15 protein-coding genes and 1 pseudogene are annotated in these 19,833 nt (G+C 52.2%); 10 read left to right on the top strand and 6 right to left on the bottom strand.

The window, feature by feature from the left end; genetic code table 11:
- The first annotated feature begins 95 nt into the window (after positions 1-95).
- The 5 genes from murI to HMPREF2609_RS08440 all read left to right on the top strand — a co-directional run bounded on the left by murI (position 96) and on the right by HMPREF2609_RS08440 (position 4,885).
- Positions 96-1,136, top strand: a complete 1,041-nt coding sequence (gene murI, locus HMPREF2609_RS08460) for a glutamate racemase (RefSeq protein WP_070536407.1) — start codon at positions 96-98, stop codon at positions 1,134-1,136.
- Between the two features lie 12 nt (positions 1,137-1,148).
- Positions 1,149-2,036, top strand: a complete 888-nt coding sequence (locus HMPREF2609_RS08455; RefSeq protein ID WP_004004458.1) for an MBL fold metallo-hydrolase — start codon at positions 1,149-1,151, stop codon at positions 2,034-2,036.
- 7 nt (positions 2,037-2,043) lie between these two features.
- Positions 2,044-2,781 carry a ribonuclease PH gene (rph, locus tag HMPREF2609_RS08450; protein ID WP_070536405.1) on the top strand — a complete coding sequence of 246 codons (738 nt, stop codon included), beginning with the start codon at positions 2,044-2,046 and terminating at the stop codon, positions 2,779-2,781.
- A gap of 7 nt (positions 2,782-2,788) precedes the next feature.
- Positions 2,789-3,451: a non-canonical purine NTP pyrophosphatase gene (locus tag HMPREF2609_RS08445; protein ID WP_070536403.1), complete on the top strand. Its 663-nt coding sequence runs from the start codon at positions 2,789-2,791 to the stop codon at positions 3,449-3,451.
- A 204-nt stretch (positions 3,452-3,655) separates the two neighbouring features.
- On the top strand, positions 3,656-4,885 hold the full coding sequence (locus HMPREF2609_RS08440) for a peptidase E (protein WP_048754804.1): 1,230 nt from the start codon (positions 3,656-3,658) through the stop codon (positions 4,883-4,885).
- A gap of 88 nt (positions 4,886-4,973) precedes the next feature.
- Here the strand turns inward: HMPREF2609_RS08440 and HMPREF2609_RS10685 are convergent, their stop codons facing one another.
- Complete coding sequence (locus HMPREF2609_RS10685; RefSeq protein WP_048754803.1) at positions 4,974-5,186, bottom strand: DUF7455 domain-containing protein; 213 nt, start codon at positions 5,184-5,186, stop codon at positions 4,974-4,976.
- 227 nt (positions 5,187-5,413) lie between these two features.
- On the opposite strand from HMPREF2609_RS10685, the gene HMPREF2609_RS08435 reads away from it, so the two are divergent.
- The 4 genes from HMPREF2609_RS08435 (at position 5,414) to cydC (ending at position 14,650) form a co-directional block, all read left to right on the top strand.
- Positions 5,414-7,516, top strand: a complete 2,103-nt coding sequence (locus HMPREF2609_RS08435) for a DNA gyrase/topoisomerase IV subunit B (protein WP_070536401.1) — start codon at positions 5,414-5,416, stop codon at positions 7,514-7,516.
- A 487-nt stretch (positions 7,517-8,003) separates the two neighbouring features.
- Positions 8,004-9,581, top strand: a complete 1,578-nt coding sequence (locus tag HMPREF2609_RS08430) for a cytochrome ubiquinol oxidase subunit I (protein ID WP_070536399.1) — start codon at positions 8,004-8,006, stop codon at positions 9,579-9,581.
- Positions 9,582-9,601: 20 nt separating this feature from the next.
- Complete coding sequence (gene cydB / locus HMPREF2609_RS08425; RefSeq protein WP_070536398.1) at positions 9,602-10,675, top strand: cytochrome d ubiquinol oxidase subunit II; 1,074 nt, start codon at positions 9,602-9,604, stop codon at positions 10,673-10,675.
- 111 nt (positions 10,676-10,786) lie between these two features.
- Positions 10,787-14,650 (top strand): thiol reductant ABC exporter subunit CydC, encoded by a 3,864-nt coding sequence (cydC, locus tag HMPREF2609_RS08420; protein WP_070536396.1) that lies wholly within the window; start codon positions 10,787-10,789, stop codon positions 14,648-14,650.
- Between the two features lie 114 nt (positions 14,651-14,764).
- Here cydC and HMPREF2609_RS08415 read toward each other — a convergent pair whose 3' ends face one another.
- Positions 14,765-15,235, bottom strand: coding sequence for a GNAT family N-acetyltransferase (locus tag HMPREF2609_RS08415; protein ID WP_048754798.1), 471 nt, complete (start codon positions 15,233-15,235; stop codon positions 14,765-14,767).
- Positions 15,236-15,295: 60 nt separating this feature from the next.
- Between HMPREF2609_RS08415 and HMPREF2609_RS08410 the strand changes: the two genes are divergently transcribed.
- A complete protein-coding gene (locus HMPREF2609_RS08410; RefSeq protein ID WP_246825630.1) occupies positions 15,296-15,664 on the top strand; it encodes a nuclear transport factor 2 family protein in 369 nt (122 codons plus the stop codon).
- Positions 15,665-15,734: 70 nt separating this feature from the next.
- Here HMPREF2609_RS08410 and HMPREF2609_RS08405 read toward each other — a convergent pair whose 3' ends face one another.
- The 4 genes and pseudogenes from HMPREF2609_RS08405 to HMPREF2609_RS10810 form a co-directional block, all read right to left on the bottom strand.
- Positions 15,735-16,334: a tetratricopeptide repeat protein gene (locus tag HMPREF2609_RS08405; RefSeq protein ID WP_070536393.1), complete on the bottom strand. Its 600-nt coding sequence runs from the start codon at positions 16,332-16,334 to the stop codon at positions 15,735-15,737.
- A 162-nt stretch (positions 16,335-16,496) separates the two neighbouring features.
- Positions 16,497-17,012, bottom strand: a complete 516-nt coding sequence (locus HMPREF2609_RS08400; protein WP_070536391.1) for a GNAT family N-acetyltransferase — start codon at positions 17,010-17,012, stop codon at positions 16,497-16,499.
- Between the two features lie 6 nt (positions 17,013-17,018).
- A complete protein-coding gene (locus tag HMPREF2609_RS08395) occupies positions 17,019-18,347 on the bottom strand; it encodes a tetratricopeptide repeat protein (protein ID WP_246825629.1) in 1,329 nt (442 codons plus the stop codon).
- A gap of 203 nt (positions 18,348-18,550) precedes the next feature.
- Positions 18,551-19,833 (bottom strand): annotated as a pseudogene (locus HMPREF2609_RS10810) (tetratricopeptide repeat protein); the annotation flags it as partial.

Raw genomic sequence — 19,833 nt, 5'->3', positions numbered from 1 at the left:
GACTCAGAGACGGCTATCTAGAACAGGACAGTATCTGTAACACCTTAGAATGAAAATAAAGTACATCATATGCTGAAGGAAAACAGGTAAAGTTCGTGAGCGATAACTTAGATACCTCAAATCCATATCGTACCCGCACCCCGTGGGGAACCCCCGCGCCACCGGCTGGTCCAACATCAAGCGCACCCATCGGAGTTTTTGACTCCGGGGTGGGTGGTCTGACCGTTGCGCGCGCTATTATGGATCAGTTGCCGCATGAGCGCATTATTTATGTAGGCGACACCGCTCATGGACCTTACGGCCCGCTCAAAATTGCCGAGGTTCGTGCTAATGCCCTGCGCATTATGGACGAGCTTGTTGATTCCGGTGTAAAAATGCTGGTTATTGCGTGCAATACTGCCTCTGCCGCCGTGCTTCGGGACGCACGCGAACGCTACACCCGCCATTACGGTATTCCCGTGATTGAGGTAATTCAGCCTGCCGCGCGTCGAGCACTAGCCGCGACCCGCAACCGTAAGATTGGGGTTATCGCCACAGAGGCAACGGTAACCTCACGCGCTTACGAAGATACATTTGCGATTACCCCGAACCTTATGGTGCAGTCTGTCGCATGTCCTCGATTCGTCGAGTTCGTGGAGAAGGGCGTGACATCCGGACCCGAACTTTTGCGTACTGCCGAAGAATATCTGCAGCCCCTTAAAGATTCGGGAGTAGACACGCTGGTACTTGGCTGCACTCACTACCCTTTGCTGACGGGCATTATTTCCTACATCATGGGGGAGGGCATAACTCTTGTGTCTTCGGCAGATGAGACCGCCAAAGACGTTTATCGGGCACTTCTTACCGATAATATTGAGAACCCTGACCTTGAAACGAATCCGCATCATGAATTCTTAGCGACCGGCGAATCTGAGACTTTCGAGAACCTAGCGCGCAGGTTCTTGGGCCCAGAAGTTCACAATGTGCGGCACACGGCATCTGTGGCAGAACGATTCCCCACAGGCTCTTTGGCGGCTCTTCCCGCACCAGCAGGCAGCGAAAAGGCCACTACGAAAGACTTCAACTCCGAAGAAGCCTCAGGACTGCCTTCCGTCACGATCGACTCAAGTCTTGCTGCTTTCACACACACCGAATAGGAAACACCCCGTATGCGCTTGACGATTATCGGCTGTACCGGCTCGTTTCCCGGACCAAATTCTCCGGCGAGCTGTTATCTGCTCTCAGCAACCGACTATGCTGGGCACACGTGGCGTGTGCTCATGGATATGGGCAACGGCTCACTAGGTGTACTTCAACGGTACATTGACCTGGCTGAGATTGACGCTATCCTGATATCGCATCTTCACCCTGACCATTGCATTGACCTCTCCGGTTTGCATGTCGCCGTGAAATGGGATCCCCGAGGCTGGCCCAAAGGTAGGATTCCTCTCTACGGGCCTGCTGCCATTAACGAATATCTTTCGGCAACGCACGGGCTTGACCCAGACCCGGGCATGAGTACCGAGTTTGAATATCATACTTGGGACGAAGGACATAAAGTCGAAATCGGTCCTTTCACAGTTGAGCCCTTTAGGGTGCTCCACCCCGCTAAAGATCCTTACGCGCTACGTATTACCTGCAATAGCCGGGACGGCAGAACACTTTTTGCCTACTCCGGTGATACCGACACATGCGATGGGCTCATCAAAGCTGCCCGTGGTGCCGATCTTTTCCTGTGCGAGGCGGCTTATCAAGAAGGACGTGACGATGCGTTGCGTGGTATTCATCTGACTGGTAAGCGCGCCGGTGAAGCAGCTCAAGAAGCCGGGGTACGCAACCTTTTGTTAACGCACCTGCCAGTGTGGAATGACCCCGATATCGCCCGTGCCGAGGCACAAAGTGCATTCGACGGGCCGGTAGGCGTCGCCGAGGTTGCAGCAAGCTATCGCGTGCATCCTAGGCCAGCGCCCACGCATCCGCCAACCTCAACCCTGAACGTTATCGAACTGCTCGATCCACCCATGTCAAACATATCTCTTCCCCCGGAAGAAGAGTAGGAGAACTATGACTTTTGTAGCCCGTGCCGATGGTCGTGCCCTCAACGAACTGCGCCCCATCATCATCACTCGTGGGTGGTCAAACCAAGCCGAAGGGTCTGCGCTGGTAGAGTTCGGCGATACCCGGGTGCTGTGCACCGCATCCTTCACGGAAGGGGTACCACGCTGGCTCAAAGGTGAAGGAAAGGGCTGGGTAACCGCAGAGTACGCCATGCTTCCGCGCGCTACAGGCACCCGGTCTTCGCGTGAATCCGTCAAGGGAAAGATTGGCGGTCGTACACACGAAATTTCCCGTCTTATTGGGCGATCCCTGCGTGCCATTATCGATATGAACGCGTTGGGAGAAAATACCATTGTTCTGGATTGCGATGTTCTTCAGGCAGATGGCGGAACACGTACCGCTTCGATCACGGGTGCCTATGTAGCGCTCGCCGATTCTATCGCGTGGGCACAGCGTAATGGTCTGCTTTCACCCAGTGCTAAGCCTTTGAAAGACTCTGTGTCAGCTATTTCCGTGGGTATTATCGACGGTGCTCCCATGCTTGATTTGCCCTATACCGAGGATGTGCGCGCTGAAACTGATATGAACGTGGTCGTGACCGGATCCGGGAAATTTGTGGAGGTTCAGGGTACGGCAGAAGGCGCACCGTTTGACCGTGATGAGCTGAATGCTTTGCTCGACCTTGCTTCAGAAGGCACCGCCGAACTTGCTCGGATACAGCGTGAATCTCTTGAAGAGGGGTAATACTTTTATGGTTAAGGTTGTCTTAGCGAGTCGCAATCAAGGTAAGCTGCGCGAACTTCGCGAAATTTTGCGTAACCGTATTGTTGGGCTGAACGTGGATACCGATGTGGTCGACGCCGCCAGCATCAATGCCCCCGATGTTCCAGAGACCGGGGTAACATTTGCCGAGAATTCATTGCTCAAGGCGCGTGCCGTGGCAGAATCTACAGGGTGTATCGCTATTGCCGATGATTCGGGTCTTTCCGTTGAGGTTCTTCACGGCGCTCCCGGCATTTTTTCGGCGCGCTGGGCGGGGGAGCATGGGGACGATACCGCGAACCTCACCCTGCTTTTGGAGCAACTTCGCGATATTAGCGATGAACACCGTGCCGCTAAATTCTGCTGTGCCGCCTCCCTCGCTGTTCCTTCAGCGCTCGGTGGGTATGAAGCAGTCGAGTACGGCGAGCTTCCTGGAACGCTTTTGCACGCACCGCAGGGGAACGGCGGGTTTGGGTATGATCCTATTATGATGCCGGTGGAGCTTAATGGTGACAACGCGCTTTATGATGGAGCCTATGCGGACCAGTCGTGTGCCCAGATCCCGGCGGAGATCAAAAATTCAATAAGTCACCGAGCGCGTGCCTTTGAAGCATTAGTTCCGCATCTGCAGCAAGCTCTTGAGCATAAATAATCATGCGTCCTATGAGGTTCTTTCATAAAGACACATGATCGGAGTGTTTTAGCACATCAATCGGGTATGTACGACATCTTCTGAAGAAAGAACGTTGCGGTCATCTCTTTCTCAGCTTCGACCGTGAAGATCGTATAAAACGATTCTGGTACAAGGCACAATGGTAAGTAATATATACGGCAACAGATATGCTTTGAGGCCCTGATGATTGTTCTCTTTGCTGTAATGATTATTCTGCTGATTCCCGCGCTGTGGGCATACTCTTATATCTGGCGCGGGCTCAACCGGCGTGTTATCGCCGCTGTTAAAGTAGTTGATCCAGTGATAACTCTCGGGCCCTATGCCATGGGATGCTGGGGGTTCTTAACAGCATGGGTGGGCATCAATATCTGGGCGACAGGTACCGCAGCACTGGTTGGAAGTATCTTAACTCTGAGCGGCGCAGCTTTATGCTTTCTCTGGGCAGGGTTTTGGGTCTTGATGCACTGTTTGGGCGGTCAAACCCCCGGTAAACGGCCCCTTTGGTGGCGCGAAGCAGTTGCCGCAAAATACGCATGGCGCAATCTGGAAAGGATGCCCGCCTACTTCGGTACACGCACCAGCATTCTTCCGGTGCAGAACCCGCGCATCGTCAAACCCTATTCAGGATCATGGACTCGACCGGTGGGAGCAACTCTGGAAGGTTATCTGCCGGATGGAAAATCCCGTGAGGGTTTTGACGAATATGGGCGGCCTATGCCCCGTATGTACCCTGTAGGACCGGAACCAACTATTTTTGAAGCTGCACGCTGGGGCAAATCGGTAAGCGCCGATAGGTTGCTTTACACTTTTCTGCCTACAGCACCCTTTGAACGGTTACGTTTGGCCGGTACTATTCGCGGTCCGTTCACCTTTGCGGGAGAAGTTCCTCATGGAGCCGTCACCAAATGGCCGCGTCGTTCCGGCGCAAACCGCGCTTTTGGGAACTACGCCAAGCTGGGGGACATCACGGAACGTCGGGTAGAGCTCTTGATTGACCACCGCCTTATCGCGGCTTTGCAGACAACCCGTGAATGCTATGAGCGCCGACATAGCTGGATGCTCGCGTTCACCGATATTATGCCCAATGATCTTCTTTATTCCACGACCGACGATGGGTTCTTGCAGATTACCTTCGGTACCGTCGCTGAAGGATACGAGAAACCGTGGATTTTTACCTCGACGCAGAAAGATACCCCACGACTTCGCCGTCAAGTAGCGCGCGCCATGCGTGTGCGTAAGATCCTGAAACAGACAAGCGCCGAACTGATGGACTGGTATTTTGTGCCTAAGATTAGCGAATTTCCGCACGGTCCTGTGACTAACGAACTGCCGGAAGAGTTCTATTTCTCGTCTAATATTATGGTGACTAATAGGCATGAAAGCTCGGCACGGGCGACCGGCGAAACGCATTAGAAACTTCAAGGGTACGACTTTCTTCGTGAAGAGGAAACCGTACCCTTGGTAATTTACTGGCGGATGTCACGCCCTCGGGAATCTCGCCCTAAAGTCGTGACGTCTGATCGTCCCACAACAAGATGCCTTCAAGCCCTTTGAGCTTTTCTTCGTGGGCACGTCCGTGGTGACCGCAGAAGAACAGTTCACTCCCGGAAGGCAAGACCGCACGAATATATGCCTGAGAACCACACACATCGCAACGGTCGTGGGAATTTAACGTACGCGAATCAACAGATTCGAGAGTTGCATGAGCATTCACTGAAAATCTCCCTTACTGAAGTTCTCATAGGTTCCTAGAATTGTCGTAACTCTATCCAACCACATATACCCTCGGTGCCATACCTTCGCCCCGAGCCTTTCGCTCTCAGCGTCCAGGATGGGCTACACATGAAATCGCTACATCGTTCGTAACGAGGGTAAACACAAGTTACCTGCGGTGCACGATAGAATAGACTTACGAAGAAAACCATTTCGAAAGGGAACATCTTGGCTGCATCGAACTATACTGCCCGACACCTCTCGGTTCTCGAAGGTCTTGAAGCGGTGCGTAAGCGCCCGGGCATGTACATTGGTTCGACCGATTCCCGCGGTCTTATGCACTGCCTCTGGGAGATTATTGATAACTCTGTTGATGAGGCTCTTGCCGGTTACGGACAGTCAATTCAGATCATTCTCTACCGAGACGGTTCTGTTGAAGTACAGGACGACGGTCGTGGTATCCCTACCGATGTTGAGCCTCGAACCGGGCTTTCCGGGCTAGAGGTGGTTTTCACGAAGCTCCATGCTGGCGGCAAATTTGGCGGCGGATCGTACACGGCATCGGGCGGTCTGCACGGTGTGGGCGCCTCGGTGGTGAACGCGCTTTCATCGCGTCTTGACGTTCAGGTAGATCGCGGGTCAAAAACCTATCAAATGTCCTTTCGACATGGGCTACCGGGCGTGTTCGATTCCGGGCGCACTCCTAAGCCTGAAGACTCTTTTACTCCTGCAGATGAGAAACATCCTGCGCTTCAGATCGTAGGGCGCGCCAAGCGTGGTGTCACTGGAACCAGAGTACGGTATTGGGCTGATTCGCAGATTTTTACCCCGGATGCGCGTTTTAGCTACGAGGATTTGGTGGCACGTGCCCGCCAAACTTCATTCCTTATTCCCGGGCTGCGTATTGCTATTCGAGACGAGCGGCGCATCCCTGGAACTCCGGGTGAGTTTGGCTCTTACGAAGAGGTCTTTCAGCATGACGGCGGTATTAGCGAATTTGTTGAATTCTTGGCCCATGATTCTGCCGTGACCGATATTTGGCGTTTTAGCGGCAGAGGCTCTTTTACGGAAACCGTACCCGTTCTAGGCTCGGATGGGCGCTCTAAACTCACCGAAGTTGACCGTGAGTGTGAGGTTGATATTGCTCTGCGCTGGGGTATTGGCTACGAGACGACAATCCGCAGCTTCGTCAATATTATTGCCACGCCCAAAGGCGGAACCCACGCCACGGGGTTTGAACAAGGACTTCTCAAAACATTCCGCAAGCATCTTGCCGACAACGCTCGAAAGTTTAAGGTTGGCAATGATAAGGTCGAGAAAGACGATGCCCTCGCAGGTCTTACCGCCGTGCTGACGGTGCGTCTTGCGGAGCCTCAATTCGAGGGGCAGACAAAGGAAATTCTGGGAACACCGGCTGTGCGGCAGATCGTCTCTAAAGTAGTTGGTGATCAGCTCAAGGCTCGGCTGAACTCTACAGCACGCGCTGAGAAAGCGCAGGCTACAGCCCTGTGCGAGAAGGTTGTATCTGAGATGAAAACCCGCATCTCAGCGCGCATTCACAAGGAAACTCAGAGGCGCAAAACCGCCTTGGAGTCTTCCTCAATGCCAACAAAACTTGTAGACTGCCGCTCAACAAACGTAGAGCATTCTGAGCTGTTTATTGTGGAAGGCGATTCCGCACTGGGTACCGCCCGCTTGGCGCGATCTTCGGCCTATCAAGCGCTTCTACCGATTCGCGGCAAGATTCTGAACACTCAGCGTGCCTCAGTAACAGATATGCTGGCGAACGCCGAATGCGCGGCCCTAATCCAGGTAATTGGTGCCGGTTCTGGGCGTACATTCGAGCTGGAGGCGGCACGCTACAGCAAAGTCATCATGATGACCGATGCCGATGTTGATGGCGCTCATATTCGTACCCTGCTTCTTACTCTCATGTACCGGTACATGCGCCCGCTCATCGAAGACGGTCGCGTGTATGCAGCGGTACCGCCGCTGCATCGTGTAGAGGTTATTAACCGAGGTAAACCGAACGAGATGGTGTATACCTATTCAGAACGTCAGCTGCATGAACTGCTGAGCCAGCTGCAGGCTGAGGGTAAGGGCTATAAAGAGCCTATTCAGCGCTATAAAGGTTTGGGTGAGATGGATGCCGACCAACTTGCCGAAACTACGATGGATCCCCGGCATCGTATGCTACGCCGCATCCGAATTGAAGACGCGGAGGCAGCTGAGCAGGCTTTCTCGCTCCTGATGGGGGCGGAGGTTGCTCCGCGTAAGGAATTTATTATTGCTGGTGCGCATCAGCTCGATCAGGACAATATTGATATTTAGCTTGCACCTGTGAACAATCTGACGCAGGAGAGTTGAAACCTCTTTTTGACAGATATTTGACGCTGCAAATATTGGTGATTATACTCACTGTGTCCTTCTTCATAAATCATGTATGACTATAAGAAAAAGGTGTCTCTCCTCATAATTTGGGGGAGTCACCTTAGTACGTGTAAATTGCTGACCTTCGATTTCTTGGAAAGTTTTAGGAAAGGCATCACCAAGGCGTGATGCTTATCTTGAAGTTTCTCCCAATATCTACGGGTCAAAGCGCATAAAAATCAATAATTGTGTTAACTACCTTTATAGATTCGTCAAGCCACGCACACCTGAGTGTAAAACTTGCCTGGTTCATGCCGTTTTTAAAACGCGTTACCTTACCTATGTAAGACATCCTGAGATATGTGCACCTGACTTCCGGAGGTGTGCTACGCTCCCGGGCGTGTCTGCCAACAGTAGACTTTACACATTCTAGAAAAGGATCATGTACATGGATCCCCTTGACATTGGGCGGTGGCAGTTCGGTATCACGACCGTCTACCACTTCTTTATGGTACCCCTAACCCTCGGCTTGGGTATGGTCGTCACCTTCCTGTACCTGCGCTATATCTTCACGAAAAAAGACGAATACAAACGTATGACGAAGTTCTGGGGAAAGCTCTACCTCATCAACTTCGCAATGGGTGTGGCAACCGGTTTAGTGCAGGAATTCCAGTTTGGTATGGCTTGGAGTGAATACTCGCGTTTTGTGGGTGACGTCTTTGGTGCGCCGCTAGCTATGGAAGGTCTTTTTGCCTTCTTTATCGAATCAACCTTCCTGGGGCTTTGGATCTTTGGATGGGACAAACTCAAGCCCAAAGTTCACGCCCTATGCCTCTTCATGGCGGTTCTCGGTTCTTGGGTATCCGCATACTTTATTCTGGTGGCAAACTCCTGGATGCAGCATCCGGTAGGCGTTGAAATGGTCGATGGCCGTCCCCGCATGACCGATATCTGGGCTGTTCTCACGAATAACACCGCACTTCTTACCTTCCCCCACGTGATCTTTGGCGCCATTCAGGTCGCCGGTGGATTCCTGGTCGGTATTTCCTGGTATAAGCTCTGGCGCCGACGCCGTGACGGCATTGACATCGTAGAGGATGGCAAGGTTGTAGTTGGAGATGCCGAAGTTGGCGGTCGTGATAAGACCGACTACAAGGTTTGGTTCCGTTCCCTGCGCATCGGCGCGATTGTGGGTCTCATCGGGTTCTCGGGTGTGGCTCTTAGCGGTCACGCTCAAGCTCAGCTCATGATTCATCAGCAGCCCCTTAAAATGGCGGCTGCCGAGGCGGCATGCCATGACGGTACCGGTTTCTCGGTTCTTTCTATATCTTCTCTGGGGTCTCAAGACTGCGATAAGGTGCAGGCAGTGCTTGAGGTTCCCGGTGCACTCTCATTCCTGGCCCACGAAAATTTCACCACCGAGGTCAAGGGCGTGAAAACCCTTATGCCTGAATACGAAGCTAAATACGGTACGCATCTGGCGGATAACCCCCTCTACGGTGAGCGTGCCGGGCAGAAGATCAACTATTTGCCCCTTATGGAAGTCACCTACTACGGATTCCGCGGCATGATCACGCTTGGTGGTATTGGTGCACTTTCGTACGTCTACGTACTATGGGTTACCCGTAAAAAAGGAACCGGTACTGTTCCCGAAGCCAAGTGGCTGAAAACCCTGGCTTTGTGGGGAATTTGGGCTCCCTTCTTCGGCAACGCCCTCGGATGGATCTTCACCGAAATGGGACGCCAGCCCTTCGTGGTGGCGCCCAACCCTGAAGGGGATCCGTCTATCCTCATGTTCACGGCAGCAGCGGTTTCTCCGGGTGTGAGCGGCGAAGAGATACTATTCTCGCTTATCGCACTAGGAGCGGTGTACAGCATCCTGATGGTGGTCGAAATTTACCTGCTGGCTAAATATATAAAGGCTGGCGTGGTAGCCGCTATGCCCGAGCTCGTGCGTTCTGAACACGAGCAGGACGGCGAAAAGAGCGGTCACGATAAACGCGATGTCTTGGAGTTCGCCTACTAGGCGGGTAAGGATTCTCAACGATGACCTTCGACTTTAATATCTTTGCCGGGCAGCCACTGCTACCAACCATCTGGTTCGTCGCTATCGGTATTTTCTGGATTGGCTACCTTATCCTCGACAGTTTCGATTTGGGCGTAGGTATGCTCATGAGCATCTTCGCCAAAAACGAGAAAGAGCGACGCCTGCTTCTGAACACGATCGGTCCCGTATGGGATGGTAATGAAGTTTGGCTCGTTACCGGTGGTGCTGCCACTTTCGCGGCGTTCCCGTTATGGTACGCGTCCCTATTCTCAGCCCTATATATTCCACTAACTTTAGCGCTGCTTGCCCTGATCTTCCGCGTGATCGCTATTGAGTATCGCGGTAAGAAAAACGATGAACGATGGATTCGCGGTTGGACTATCGCTCTCTCGCTATCATCATTCTTCATCGCTTTACTGGTAGGTGCGCTTCTTGCGCTGACCTCCATTGGCTTACCAATTAATGCCAACGGTGACCGCGTAGGCGGTGCCTTCGCCTGGGCCTCCTGGCCCGTGCTTCTAGGCGGCCTCTCTCTTGTAGGGTTTGCCCTCGTGCAAGGACTTGCCTTTGTTGCATTGAAAACCGATGGAGATATACGCCACCGAGCACGCACCGCCCTGGTGCGTTGGCTTCCGCTTCTGCTTTTGCCTATCGTGCTCTGGGTACTGTACATGCAGGTTACAACCGGTAACGGTATTTCCTGGCTATGCACTATTCTTGCCGTATTTGCAGTGCTCTTCGCATGGATAAGCGCCCGAAGCTCACGCGAAGGCCGTGCCTTCGCAGGTCTGAGCCTCTTCATGGCTTTTGGCGCGCTGGCGATTTTCACCGCTCTTTTCCCCAACGTACTACCTTCAACCTTGGACGCGGCTCATTCGCTCACCATTGCAAACGCCTCAAGCTCGGAGTACACACTCGGAGTCATGAGCGTTGTGAGCGGATTGGGACTGCCCGTTATTATCGTGTACCAAATCTGGACATACTGGGTGTTCCGCAAGCGTTTGCGCGTTGAAAATATCCCCGATGCCCACGATGCTAGCGAGCTGGTGACGCACCCGAACAGGTCGTCATAGCCAAGAACATACCCGGTAATCGGGAGGGGACAGAAGTATTTCCGGTGCTTTCAGCAACACGTGAAGGCACCGGAAATACTTTAAAACCAAAGACAGACAAGCCCGCCACCAATGTCTAAACTAGGAAACACACCGGAGAAAATATCCACACTCACTTTAGCGGTAGGGAAGGAACGAGACGTGAGCCCACGCGCCAATAAAACACAGCGCAACAACGATAAACGTCCTCCGCTAGGACCAGACGCCCGTAAAAACCTAGGGTTTTTTGGGCTTATCACCGGGATACACACACTGGCAACTGTGATCTTTAGTGCGGCGCTCGCATCCCTCATTGCCCGGGCAGCTCACGCCGGATTTACCGCACTCACCGCCGAGCACGAGCATCTAAGGGTCGCCAGCGATCCAGAAACCTATCGCGCTCTCATCGAATTCTCGGGTGACTCACAAGCGAAACTCGACAGTACCAATGGGTGGCTTCTAGGGCTAGGCAATCTTCTTGGCACTGGAAACGCCATAACATGGGGGCTAATCGTTACGGCGCTGATAGCGCTTGCTGTACGTTCGGGTGCCGACTACGCACTGTCTGTAAGTGCTCAGCGTGCAGCCGTAGGAGCCAAAGCAAGTATCCGCCAAAAACTTGTGCATCGTGTCTTAGCCACAGGAGGGGCAGACACTCCTGAAGGTACAGGCGCAACTGCCGTTCTGCTGGCGCGGGGACTGAACGCTCTTGATGATTATTACACTAAAACCCTGACTGCCTTTGTCTCGGTCGCCGTAGTGCCCGTTCTGCTGTGGCTTATTGTGCTCTCATTGGATATCACAAGTGCCCTCGTCCTAGCGTGCACCCTGCCGCTTATTCCCATCTTCATGATACTTATCGGTAAAACCACACGTGAAGATACAGCCGCCGCTCAAGCCGAGCTGCACCGTCTATCAGACCATATTCTTGAACTCATCCGTGGGCTGCCCGTATTGATCGGGCTGGGGCGTGAACGTGCACAAACTCGTGCCCTTAGGAAGCTGGGTGAACAATACCGCGAACGTACCATGCAGACGCTTCGCAGCGCATTTATGTCTTCGCTCGCTTTAGAACTTATCACGACCATCTCGGTGGCGCTGATCGCCGTGCTTATTGGCGTGCGTTTGGTACAGGGTACACTCGGACTCGATACCGCAATCCTTGTACTCCTGCTGGCTCCTGAATGCTACCAGCCTTTGCGTGATGTAGGTGCAGCCTACCACCAATCTGAAGACGGCATAGCCGCACTCCGATCTGCACGTACAGTCCTTGACACTCCTGTACCAGAAGCTTCTGCGGATGCTTCCTGCGAAAAGGTATCGACGACTCCCGAAACACCCGAGCACCTTGTGATTGAGAACCTCTCGGTCACATACCCCGGACGTACACAGATCTTAGACTCAGTAAACCTGAACATTCCACGTACTTCGAAACGCCCAAATACGGTAGGAAAACAGCGCGGAGCGTTAGTAGGCATTCTGGGAGCATCAGGATGCGGTAAATCAACGCTCCTCGGAGTGCTTTCTGGGAGCGTTCGCGACGGACTGGTACCAACCGGCGCATCCGAACCGATTAAAGTAACTGGCCGCATTATAGGTGCCGGAAACACCCTGAGTATTCCGCAGAATCCTATTTTCGCCGCCCCCACGGTCCTGCACGAGATGGCGCTCTACGCCTTCAGCGCCGATCGCAGCGAAGAGGACTATGCGGCTAAACTTCTCACGGGGGAAACACAGATACGCCCCTCAGATCGTGAACGCCTAGAGAACTATTTGTGGAATCTCGGGCTCGAAAACCTGAGCGAGCTCAGCCCCGAATCGCTCAGCGCGGGTCAAGCGCGCAGGTTGGCGTGCACCCGCATCTTAGCTCGCATTGATGCCCTCCACCGTGCAGCCGATCACCATCAAAATCTCCAGATTACCGTTCTAGTAGATGAACCTACCGCCCACCTGGATGCACACGCCGCCCTCCTTGTAACTCAGTCCCTGGACGCACTCGCAGAACGCGGAGTAACCGTTCTAATCGTGACCCATGAAACGGAACTTACCGAGTACTGCGATAGCGTGGTGCGGGCATCGGCGGTAGTCGAGGGAGCGCATGCGGAACCATCGCATGAGCAGGTGTATCGGTGGAGCATCGTCCAGAATGAGGCGCCCAAGATTATTCCCGCTGCAGCCCCGCATAAGCAGGACTCAGCCGATACCTTTGCTGAGCATAGCCCAGCGTTACACAACGCTCCTGAAAAGATGGTTCGAGAAAACACAGAATATACTGTCGGAGTCGTGAAAACCCTCAAAACACTGCGGAATCTTACGGGACTAGGCATATTACAGGGACTGCCGCCGGTAATTCTTGCCGCTCTCACCTCCCTTGCCGCAATTTCTCTGACCGCGCTCTCAGGATGGCTTATCGTGCGTGCAGCCGAAGGTCCAGCCATGATGTTCCTTATGGTAGCTATTGTGGGCGTGCGCTTCTTTGGGCTAGGGCGTGCCTGTGCTCGATATGCCGAGCGTTTACTTACCCACGCTAAAGTCTTGACCGCAGCGAATACTCTGCGTGTGCGCGCCTGGACCGGGGCCTATCTTAATGTTGGCAGCGTGCGGGCCCTGCTTCGCGGCGACGCCCTGCTGGAAAGGCTTATTGGCGGCATAGATGAGCTGCGCGACAGTATTCCGCGTGTTCTTATTCCACCCGCTGCACATGTGCTTGTGATGGTAACAGCGCTAATAACCACCATTGTTGTGCTACCTCAGGCTATTGTGCCCGTAGCGCTCGCAGCTTTGATAACAACAATTTTTGTGCCATGGGCTGTTACGCGCGCGGACGCTCACGCTGAGGAAACCACACGAGAAAGTACAGCTGAGCTTCTGCGTTTAGGCACCGGTGCGCTGAGCGCTGCAGAAGATATTCGCGCTAACGGGGTTGCGCCGAGCATTGAGATTGCTACAACACGTTTGAATGACCGCAATGTTGCCGCATTGACTCGCACCTCGTATGCCCAAGGTCTTGGTAGGGCGCTTGTGACCCTGAGCTGGTTCGGAGCAGCACTGTGGTGCGCAATTATTGCGCATCCGTTAGCGGTATCGGGAACGGTAGGTGCTCCGGAGTCTGCCGCCGTAGTTCTCATGTGTACGGCAATGATAGAAAGTTCCGTGCAGCATATAGAAGCAGTGCGTTCGTGGTCTTCTTTTGCCACTCTGTTGGCGCAGATTGCTCCCGGTATTGCGGATGAAAATAGTATTTCAGACCTTGAGGACGATACACAGGATACATCTCATGCTGGGCGTGTTCGCGCCCCTCAGGGGCAGGAACCTGCTCTTGAACTTGTTGATGCTGCCGCTCGGTGGCCGAGCATGGATAAGCCCGTTTTTGAGCATCTCAACGCTACGGCGCATACCGGAAAGTGGACGGGAATTACCGGTCCCTCAGGTTCGGGCAAGAGCACCGTGCTGGCGACTCTTTTGGGTTTTTTGCCGTTGGAAGCTGGCGAAATTTGCTCCTACGGAAAAGCGCTGGGGAACGATCAGCTTCGAGGGTATGCGGCATGGTGCCCACAGGCTGCGCATATTTTTGAGTCTACTCTTGAAGGTAATTTACTCTTGGCGCGCGATCGTGCTAATCGCCCGAGTGAAGAACAAATGATAAAAGCTCTGCAGCGTGTAGGTTTGGGGGAGTGGTACAGCACCTTGCCGGAAGGTCTGCACACCCGTGTTGGTGCTGGTGGCGGGTTCCTGTCGGGAGGCCAGCGGCAGCGTCTTGCGGTGGCTCGTGCCCTGCTCGTGGAATCTCCGGTGCTTTTGCTGGATGAGCCTACCGCGCATTTGGATTCTGAATCAGCTGCGGCGCTTATGGCTGATCTGGATACGGCAACTCGCACCAGCGGAATGGCAACTGTTTTGGTCTCGCACCGCCCTGAAGACATTGCCCGCTGCGATGCGGTTGTTACATTGGAATAGGTCTATACATGACGTTGTGAGGGGTTCAAGAAAATATTAGAACCCGTTTTAGATGTCTTGAGAAGCGTAAGCTTTTGGAAGGATGAAGCCTACGCTCTATGTACGTCAAGCCAGTTAGATTGCTTTTACCATAATCAGACAGGGAGTATCTTCGCCCCACAGGTTCGTCTCTTCAAGGGGCAAAAACCCTACAGCTTTATAGAAATTTCGGGTGCGTTGGTACGGTTCGTTGAAAAAAGATTCCCCAAGCGTCTTAACCTGTATCAGCCTGATACCACGGTTACGTGCCTCCTTTTCAAATGCACTTATTAGGGAAGTGCCAATTCCGTATCCGTGAAAGGCGGCATCTACTGCCAGCAAATGAATTTCTGCCTCAACCGGGTAGTGCTGGGTGATCAGCATGATACCCACAACTTCGTGGGTTTCCGGATGGGTTACCGTCCACGTTTCCAGTCGTTCAGCAGCATGTATGTATTCGGCATTGGACTCTTCACGTCCAAACCATTCAGGCAGGGTCTTGAGGATACGTGCCACCGCTTGAGGGTTGTGAGCGGTTTGAGCTGCAGGGGGCCAGGGGATAGTCATGACTGTTTCCTTTGCTAGGCTGAGCTTGTACGTATTTCCACGTCAGAGAGCGAGGGCATCATGATTGACGAAACGATGAAAACACTTACCGAAGAATTGATTTCGCGCGGTACCAGCTACGATATTGATTTTCTGAAACGGGTGTATGCCGATGACCTAAAATTTGTGCGGATTCTACCGGATAATACCGTGCAGATTCTCTCGAAACAGGACAACATCGATTTCTTTCAATCCCTCAAAGACAATGGCGCCGCACCCCTGAACACAGCGCACACCATACTTTTTGCCGATTCTGACGGCGAAACTGGAACTATTGTGCTCAAACGCAGGATGAGTCAGGGCTCGCAGGAGCAGAATTTTCTATTCACTATCACCTGGAAAAGCGCGACAAACACTGGCAGATTGTTCAAGAAATCGTGGCGGTACTGAGCGAGTAAACAGCGTGCGCCTTAAAAGCAAGTTGCGGTGATAATACCTCACCGCAACCGCTATCGAGCTATTAGGAATCTTCGTCGTTCAGATATGACTGAGCAACCTCATAGAGCTCAGGAAAATCTGGGGAAACACGTTTCCAAGCCTCAAAAGCCTGATCATTGTGCCCCATCTGCTGGTACAAAACTCCTAAATTCAGCTGTGCTCGTGCATACTGATCGGGAACACTGGCAGGTATTTTCTGATAGGTACTCAGAGCCGTGGTCAGGTTACCATGCAGGTGCAGGAGCACAGCGCTATTGAACTGTGCCATGGAATAGTGCAGAACATCTATTTTAGGAACTTTGCTGTATGCCGCTAAAGCAGACTCATCCTGCTCTAAAGCCTCGTGCACAGATCCGATATTGTACTGTGCTACGGCATAGGGCTGAGTCTCACTTTCGGGAACCTTCTGCCATGCCTTAATGGCCTGCTCATGCTGGCTTTGACCGTCGTAGACAATGCCGATATTTACATGCGCGATGGCGTATTGATCGGGAACACTTTCAGGTACTTTCTCCCACGCTTCACATGCCTGATCGAGCAGACCCTGTTCGTAGTATTGTGCGCCAAGATCTACCTGTTCCTGGGCGTAGCGTTGCATCTCTGCATGAGGCTGATCGACCATGTTTTCCTTTCCTGCACCAGGTGTTGATGAGCACCTATTTTGCCGGGGCTTACCCTCAAGCGAAAACTGTTTTCTCTAACTATACGGGAAGGAGCCTCAGCGCGAAGATAAGCGCATCCTTCATATCCTAACCACCGAAGGGATTCAGGCTAGGCGCAGCGTTTAGGCGGCGACAGATTTCTGCATCAGGATATCCGTCTGCTGGTCGTTACCTAGCTGAAAAATATGCGTACCAAAGGCGATAAACCCGTTTTTCTCATAGAAGCGCAGGGCTCGATGATTATGCTCCCACACCCCTAGCCATACGTAGCTTGCCTTTCGGTCTTCTGCCACACTCATGGCGTGATGGTAGAGGGCCTGCCCAACACCGTTTCCGTGATAGTTGCTCAGCACGTAGATACGCTCAATTTCGAGCGCGTCCGCCGCCTGCGGTTCGGTTTGTGCGTGTGCAGTATTGAGCTTGAGGTAACCCACGACGTGCCCGTTTACCTCGGCAACGTAGAAGAACGATTCAGGGTTGCTGAGTTCCCGGGCGAGCTGATCTTCTGAGAACCGTTCCGCAAGGTAGCGATCCATATCTTCGGCTTTGTTAGCCTCTGAAAATGTTTCGGTAAACGTATCACGGGCAATGCCGCGCAAAATCGGAACATCGCTGATAGTGAGGGGAGTAATCCTCACGTTATCTTAGCCTTCCTGCTTCTTCTGTTCGGAGGGTTTTTCTTGGTGTTCGGCGCTCCCGTCCTGCTGCTCGGTTTCGCCGCTATCCTTGGCTTTTTCCTGGTTCTCGGCGATGATACTCAGGTTGGTTTGTGCCATCTCGTACTGCTCCGAAGCAGACTCGGGAATATTCTTCCAGACAGCAACTGCCTCGTCCGTTTCCCCCAGTTTGTAGTAGGCACCGCCAATATTGAATTGGGCTTTGTAGAAGTGCTCAGAAGCATCCTTGGGAACACGTTCCCATGCCACTAGGGCATCGTCGATATTGCCCTGTTCTTCGTAGATAAGTCCGGTATTGTATTGGGCTACGGCGTAGGGTTCAGAGGCGCTCGCAGGAATACGTTCCCAAGCCTCGACTGCTTTCGTCGGTTTGCCCTGCTCCACATAGGAAGTACCGATATTGTACTGTGCCGAAGCGTAGCGTTCCGGTAAGCTCTCGGGTACACGCTCCCACGCGGCAATAGCCTGTTCTAGCTTTCCTTGGCTGTCGTACACCATGCCCAGATTCATCTGCGCGGTCGCGTACTGCTCGGGAATGTCGGCAGAAACGGTCTCCCAAAGTTCGAGAGCCTGCTCTGTCTTGCCTTGGTTGTAATAGGTTACGCCCAAGTTGTTGAGGGCCATCGCGTACTGGTCAGGAACGGTGCTGGGTACCTGCTGGTAGGCTTCAGAAGCCTGTTCGGCTTTACCCTGCCCTTCATAAAGCACACCCAGGTTGTTGAGCGCTTTCGCGTATTTTGCGGGGGCGGCATCGGGGACGTTCTTGTAGGCTTCAGCAGCCTCGTCCATTTTGCCCTGCTGTGTGTATGTGGCACCCAGGTTGTATTGCGCGTGTGCATAAAGATTGGTGACATCCTTGGGAACACGCTGGTAAGCTTCGATAGCTTCATTAACGTTGTTTTGCTGCGCGTAGGTCACGCCTAGGTTGAACTGCGCCATTGCGTACTGCTTTGGGGCAGCAGAGGGAATGTTCTTCCACGCTTCAAGGGCTTTATCAGTTTCGCCCTGTTTAATATAGGTAGAGGCAAGGTTATTGTGCGCCTTGGCATATAGTTCGGGAACATCTTTGGGAATGCGGTTCCAGGCTTCGACCGCCTGCTCTACCTTGCCCTGGTCTCGGTAAACGATACCGAGATTGTTTTGAGCTGTTGCGTAGGCTTGCGGGTTCTCGTCGGCAGAAATTGTGCCCAGGACGTCGATAGCTTTATCGAAAGCACCAGCTTTGTAGTGCTCCTTGCTCAGGTTAAGGCGCTCCTGCACGGTCATCTGCTCTAACGGGTTCTCTGCTTCGGTCACGGTGATCTCCATAGGCGGTGTCTGTAGAATTTCGGGCAGGGCATAAGATCCTGCCTGAAACGCATATATATAAGAGTAACGGTGTGCAACCTCTGTGTGAAGTTTGACGCCCCCGTAGAAAGATGAAGATTAGAATAAGTTTTTGCGGGTAGACATCATGTTTTCGGGTGGAGGAAGACCCCTTGTGCAGGCTCCCTACTCCTTTACTCCTTGTTTCTAAAGGGGTTTTGAGAGATACGAACCTTGTTGTCGTTTTCTCCTTTATCTAACAGGATGCGGAAGAAATCTTGGTCCTTTGCCGCACCAGGGGAGAGCCAGATTTTATCGATATGTGGCAGTACAGACTCCTCATACTCGACGTACATTTTCTGTTCTTCACGGTCGCTGTGAATTTTCTTGTCACGGAACTGAGTAATATACATAATGCGGCATTCCTGCTCCTCCTGGAAAGCAATATGTTTCACCAAGTACTGCAAGGGGAGAAGGATAAACCGGATGGCTTCAAGAATATACTGCTTTTCTTTTATGCTATATCGCTTATATTTTCTGAAGATAGAATGAAGCGTAGAGAGAATAGATTTATTTTTGGCAAATAAATGTTTATTGACACTTTTCTCTTTTTGGGGAATTGATTTATAATATGTTTTCCACTTTTTTTCTGCTTTCTCTTTGTAGTGGCGGTAGAAAGTGGATTTATCACGTTGAGCCAGAGTCCAATATCCGGTCTCAGGGTCTAGATAAATACAGCGGTAGAGTGTGGATTTACCTATTAATTTTTTCTTATTGTCACTCTCCAGTTTCCCTGCTTCGCCGGAATCATTGTCGCCAGATTTATTAGATGGACCCGATGAGACACCGGCTATATACTTTAGTGCGCCTGAGTGCTCGCTAAAAAACTCTTTGTTGAATACCAAGCTAACGCCTGTTGCTTCCCGACCATTCTCTTTCCCATAGAGACGAAACTGGTTAAGGTTGTCATGGTTAAAAGTGAAACAACTAATAAATGTTGCAGTATCGTTTGTATGTATAGTTTCTCGGATACCTTGTTGATCCCAATAACCATTTAGAACTAGCCCTTCCATTGGGTCATTGACTCCACGGATGGTGCTGAGCCGGAAATTTGACGGTTCTTTATCGTTTTTCTTGTCTTCAAATAGATCAAAAGCTATTTGTGGCCGAGTATAGTGCGCAACTTTTGACTCAAAACCTGGGATTATCTGAAGAGACTTTAGGACTTCATCAGTATTTATAGCTAAACTATGAAGGTATTCCCTTACTTCCAGAGGGCAATTAAGAATCTTGAATCCGCGTTCAGACTTATAGTAGGAGAAGTCACGTACATTATTGTACGCTTTGGGTGCTTGTTCCTCTTTTTCTTTATCTAGTGAGTAAACCTCCCCGAAACCAAGCTGTGCTTCGACATAGGTTTCGGGGTCGGCTTCTTCGCGGTTGATGTTGGACCAGGTTTTGATGGCCTGATCCGGCT

The organism is Rothia sp. HMSC058E10, assembly GCF_001809415.1.
Taxonomy (GTDB): Bacteria; Actinomycetota; Actinomycetes; order Actinomycetales; family Micrococcaceae; genus Rothia; species Rothia dentocariosa.
Note: the sequence above shows the minus strand (reverse complement) of the source record. Positions and strands in the feature narration are given on the sequence as shown.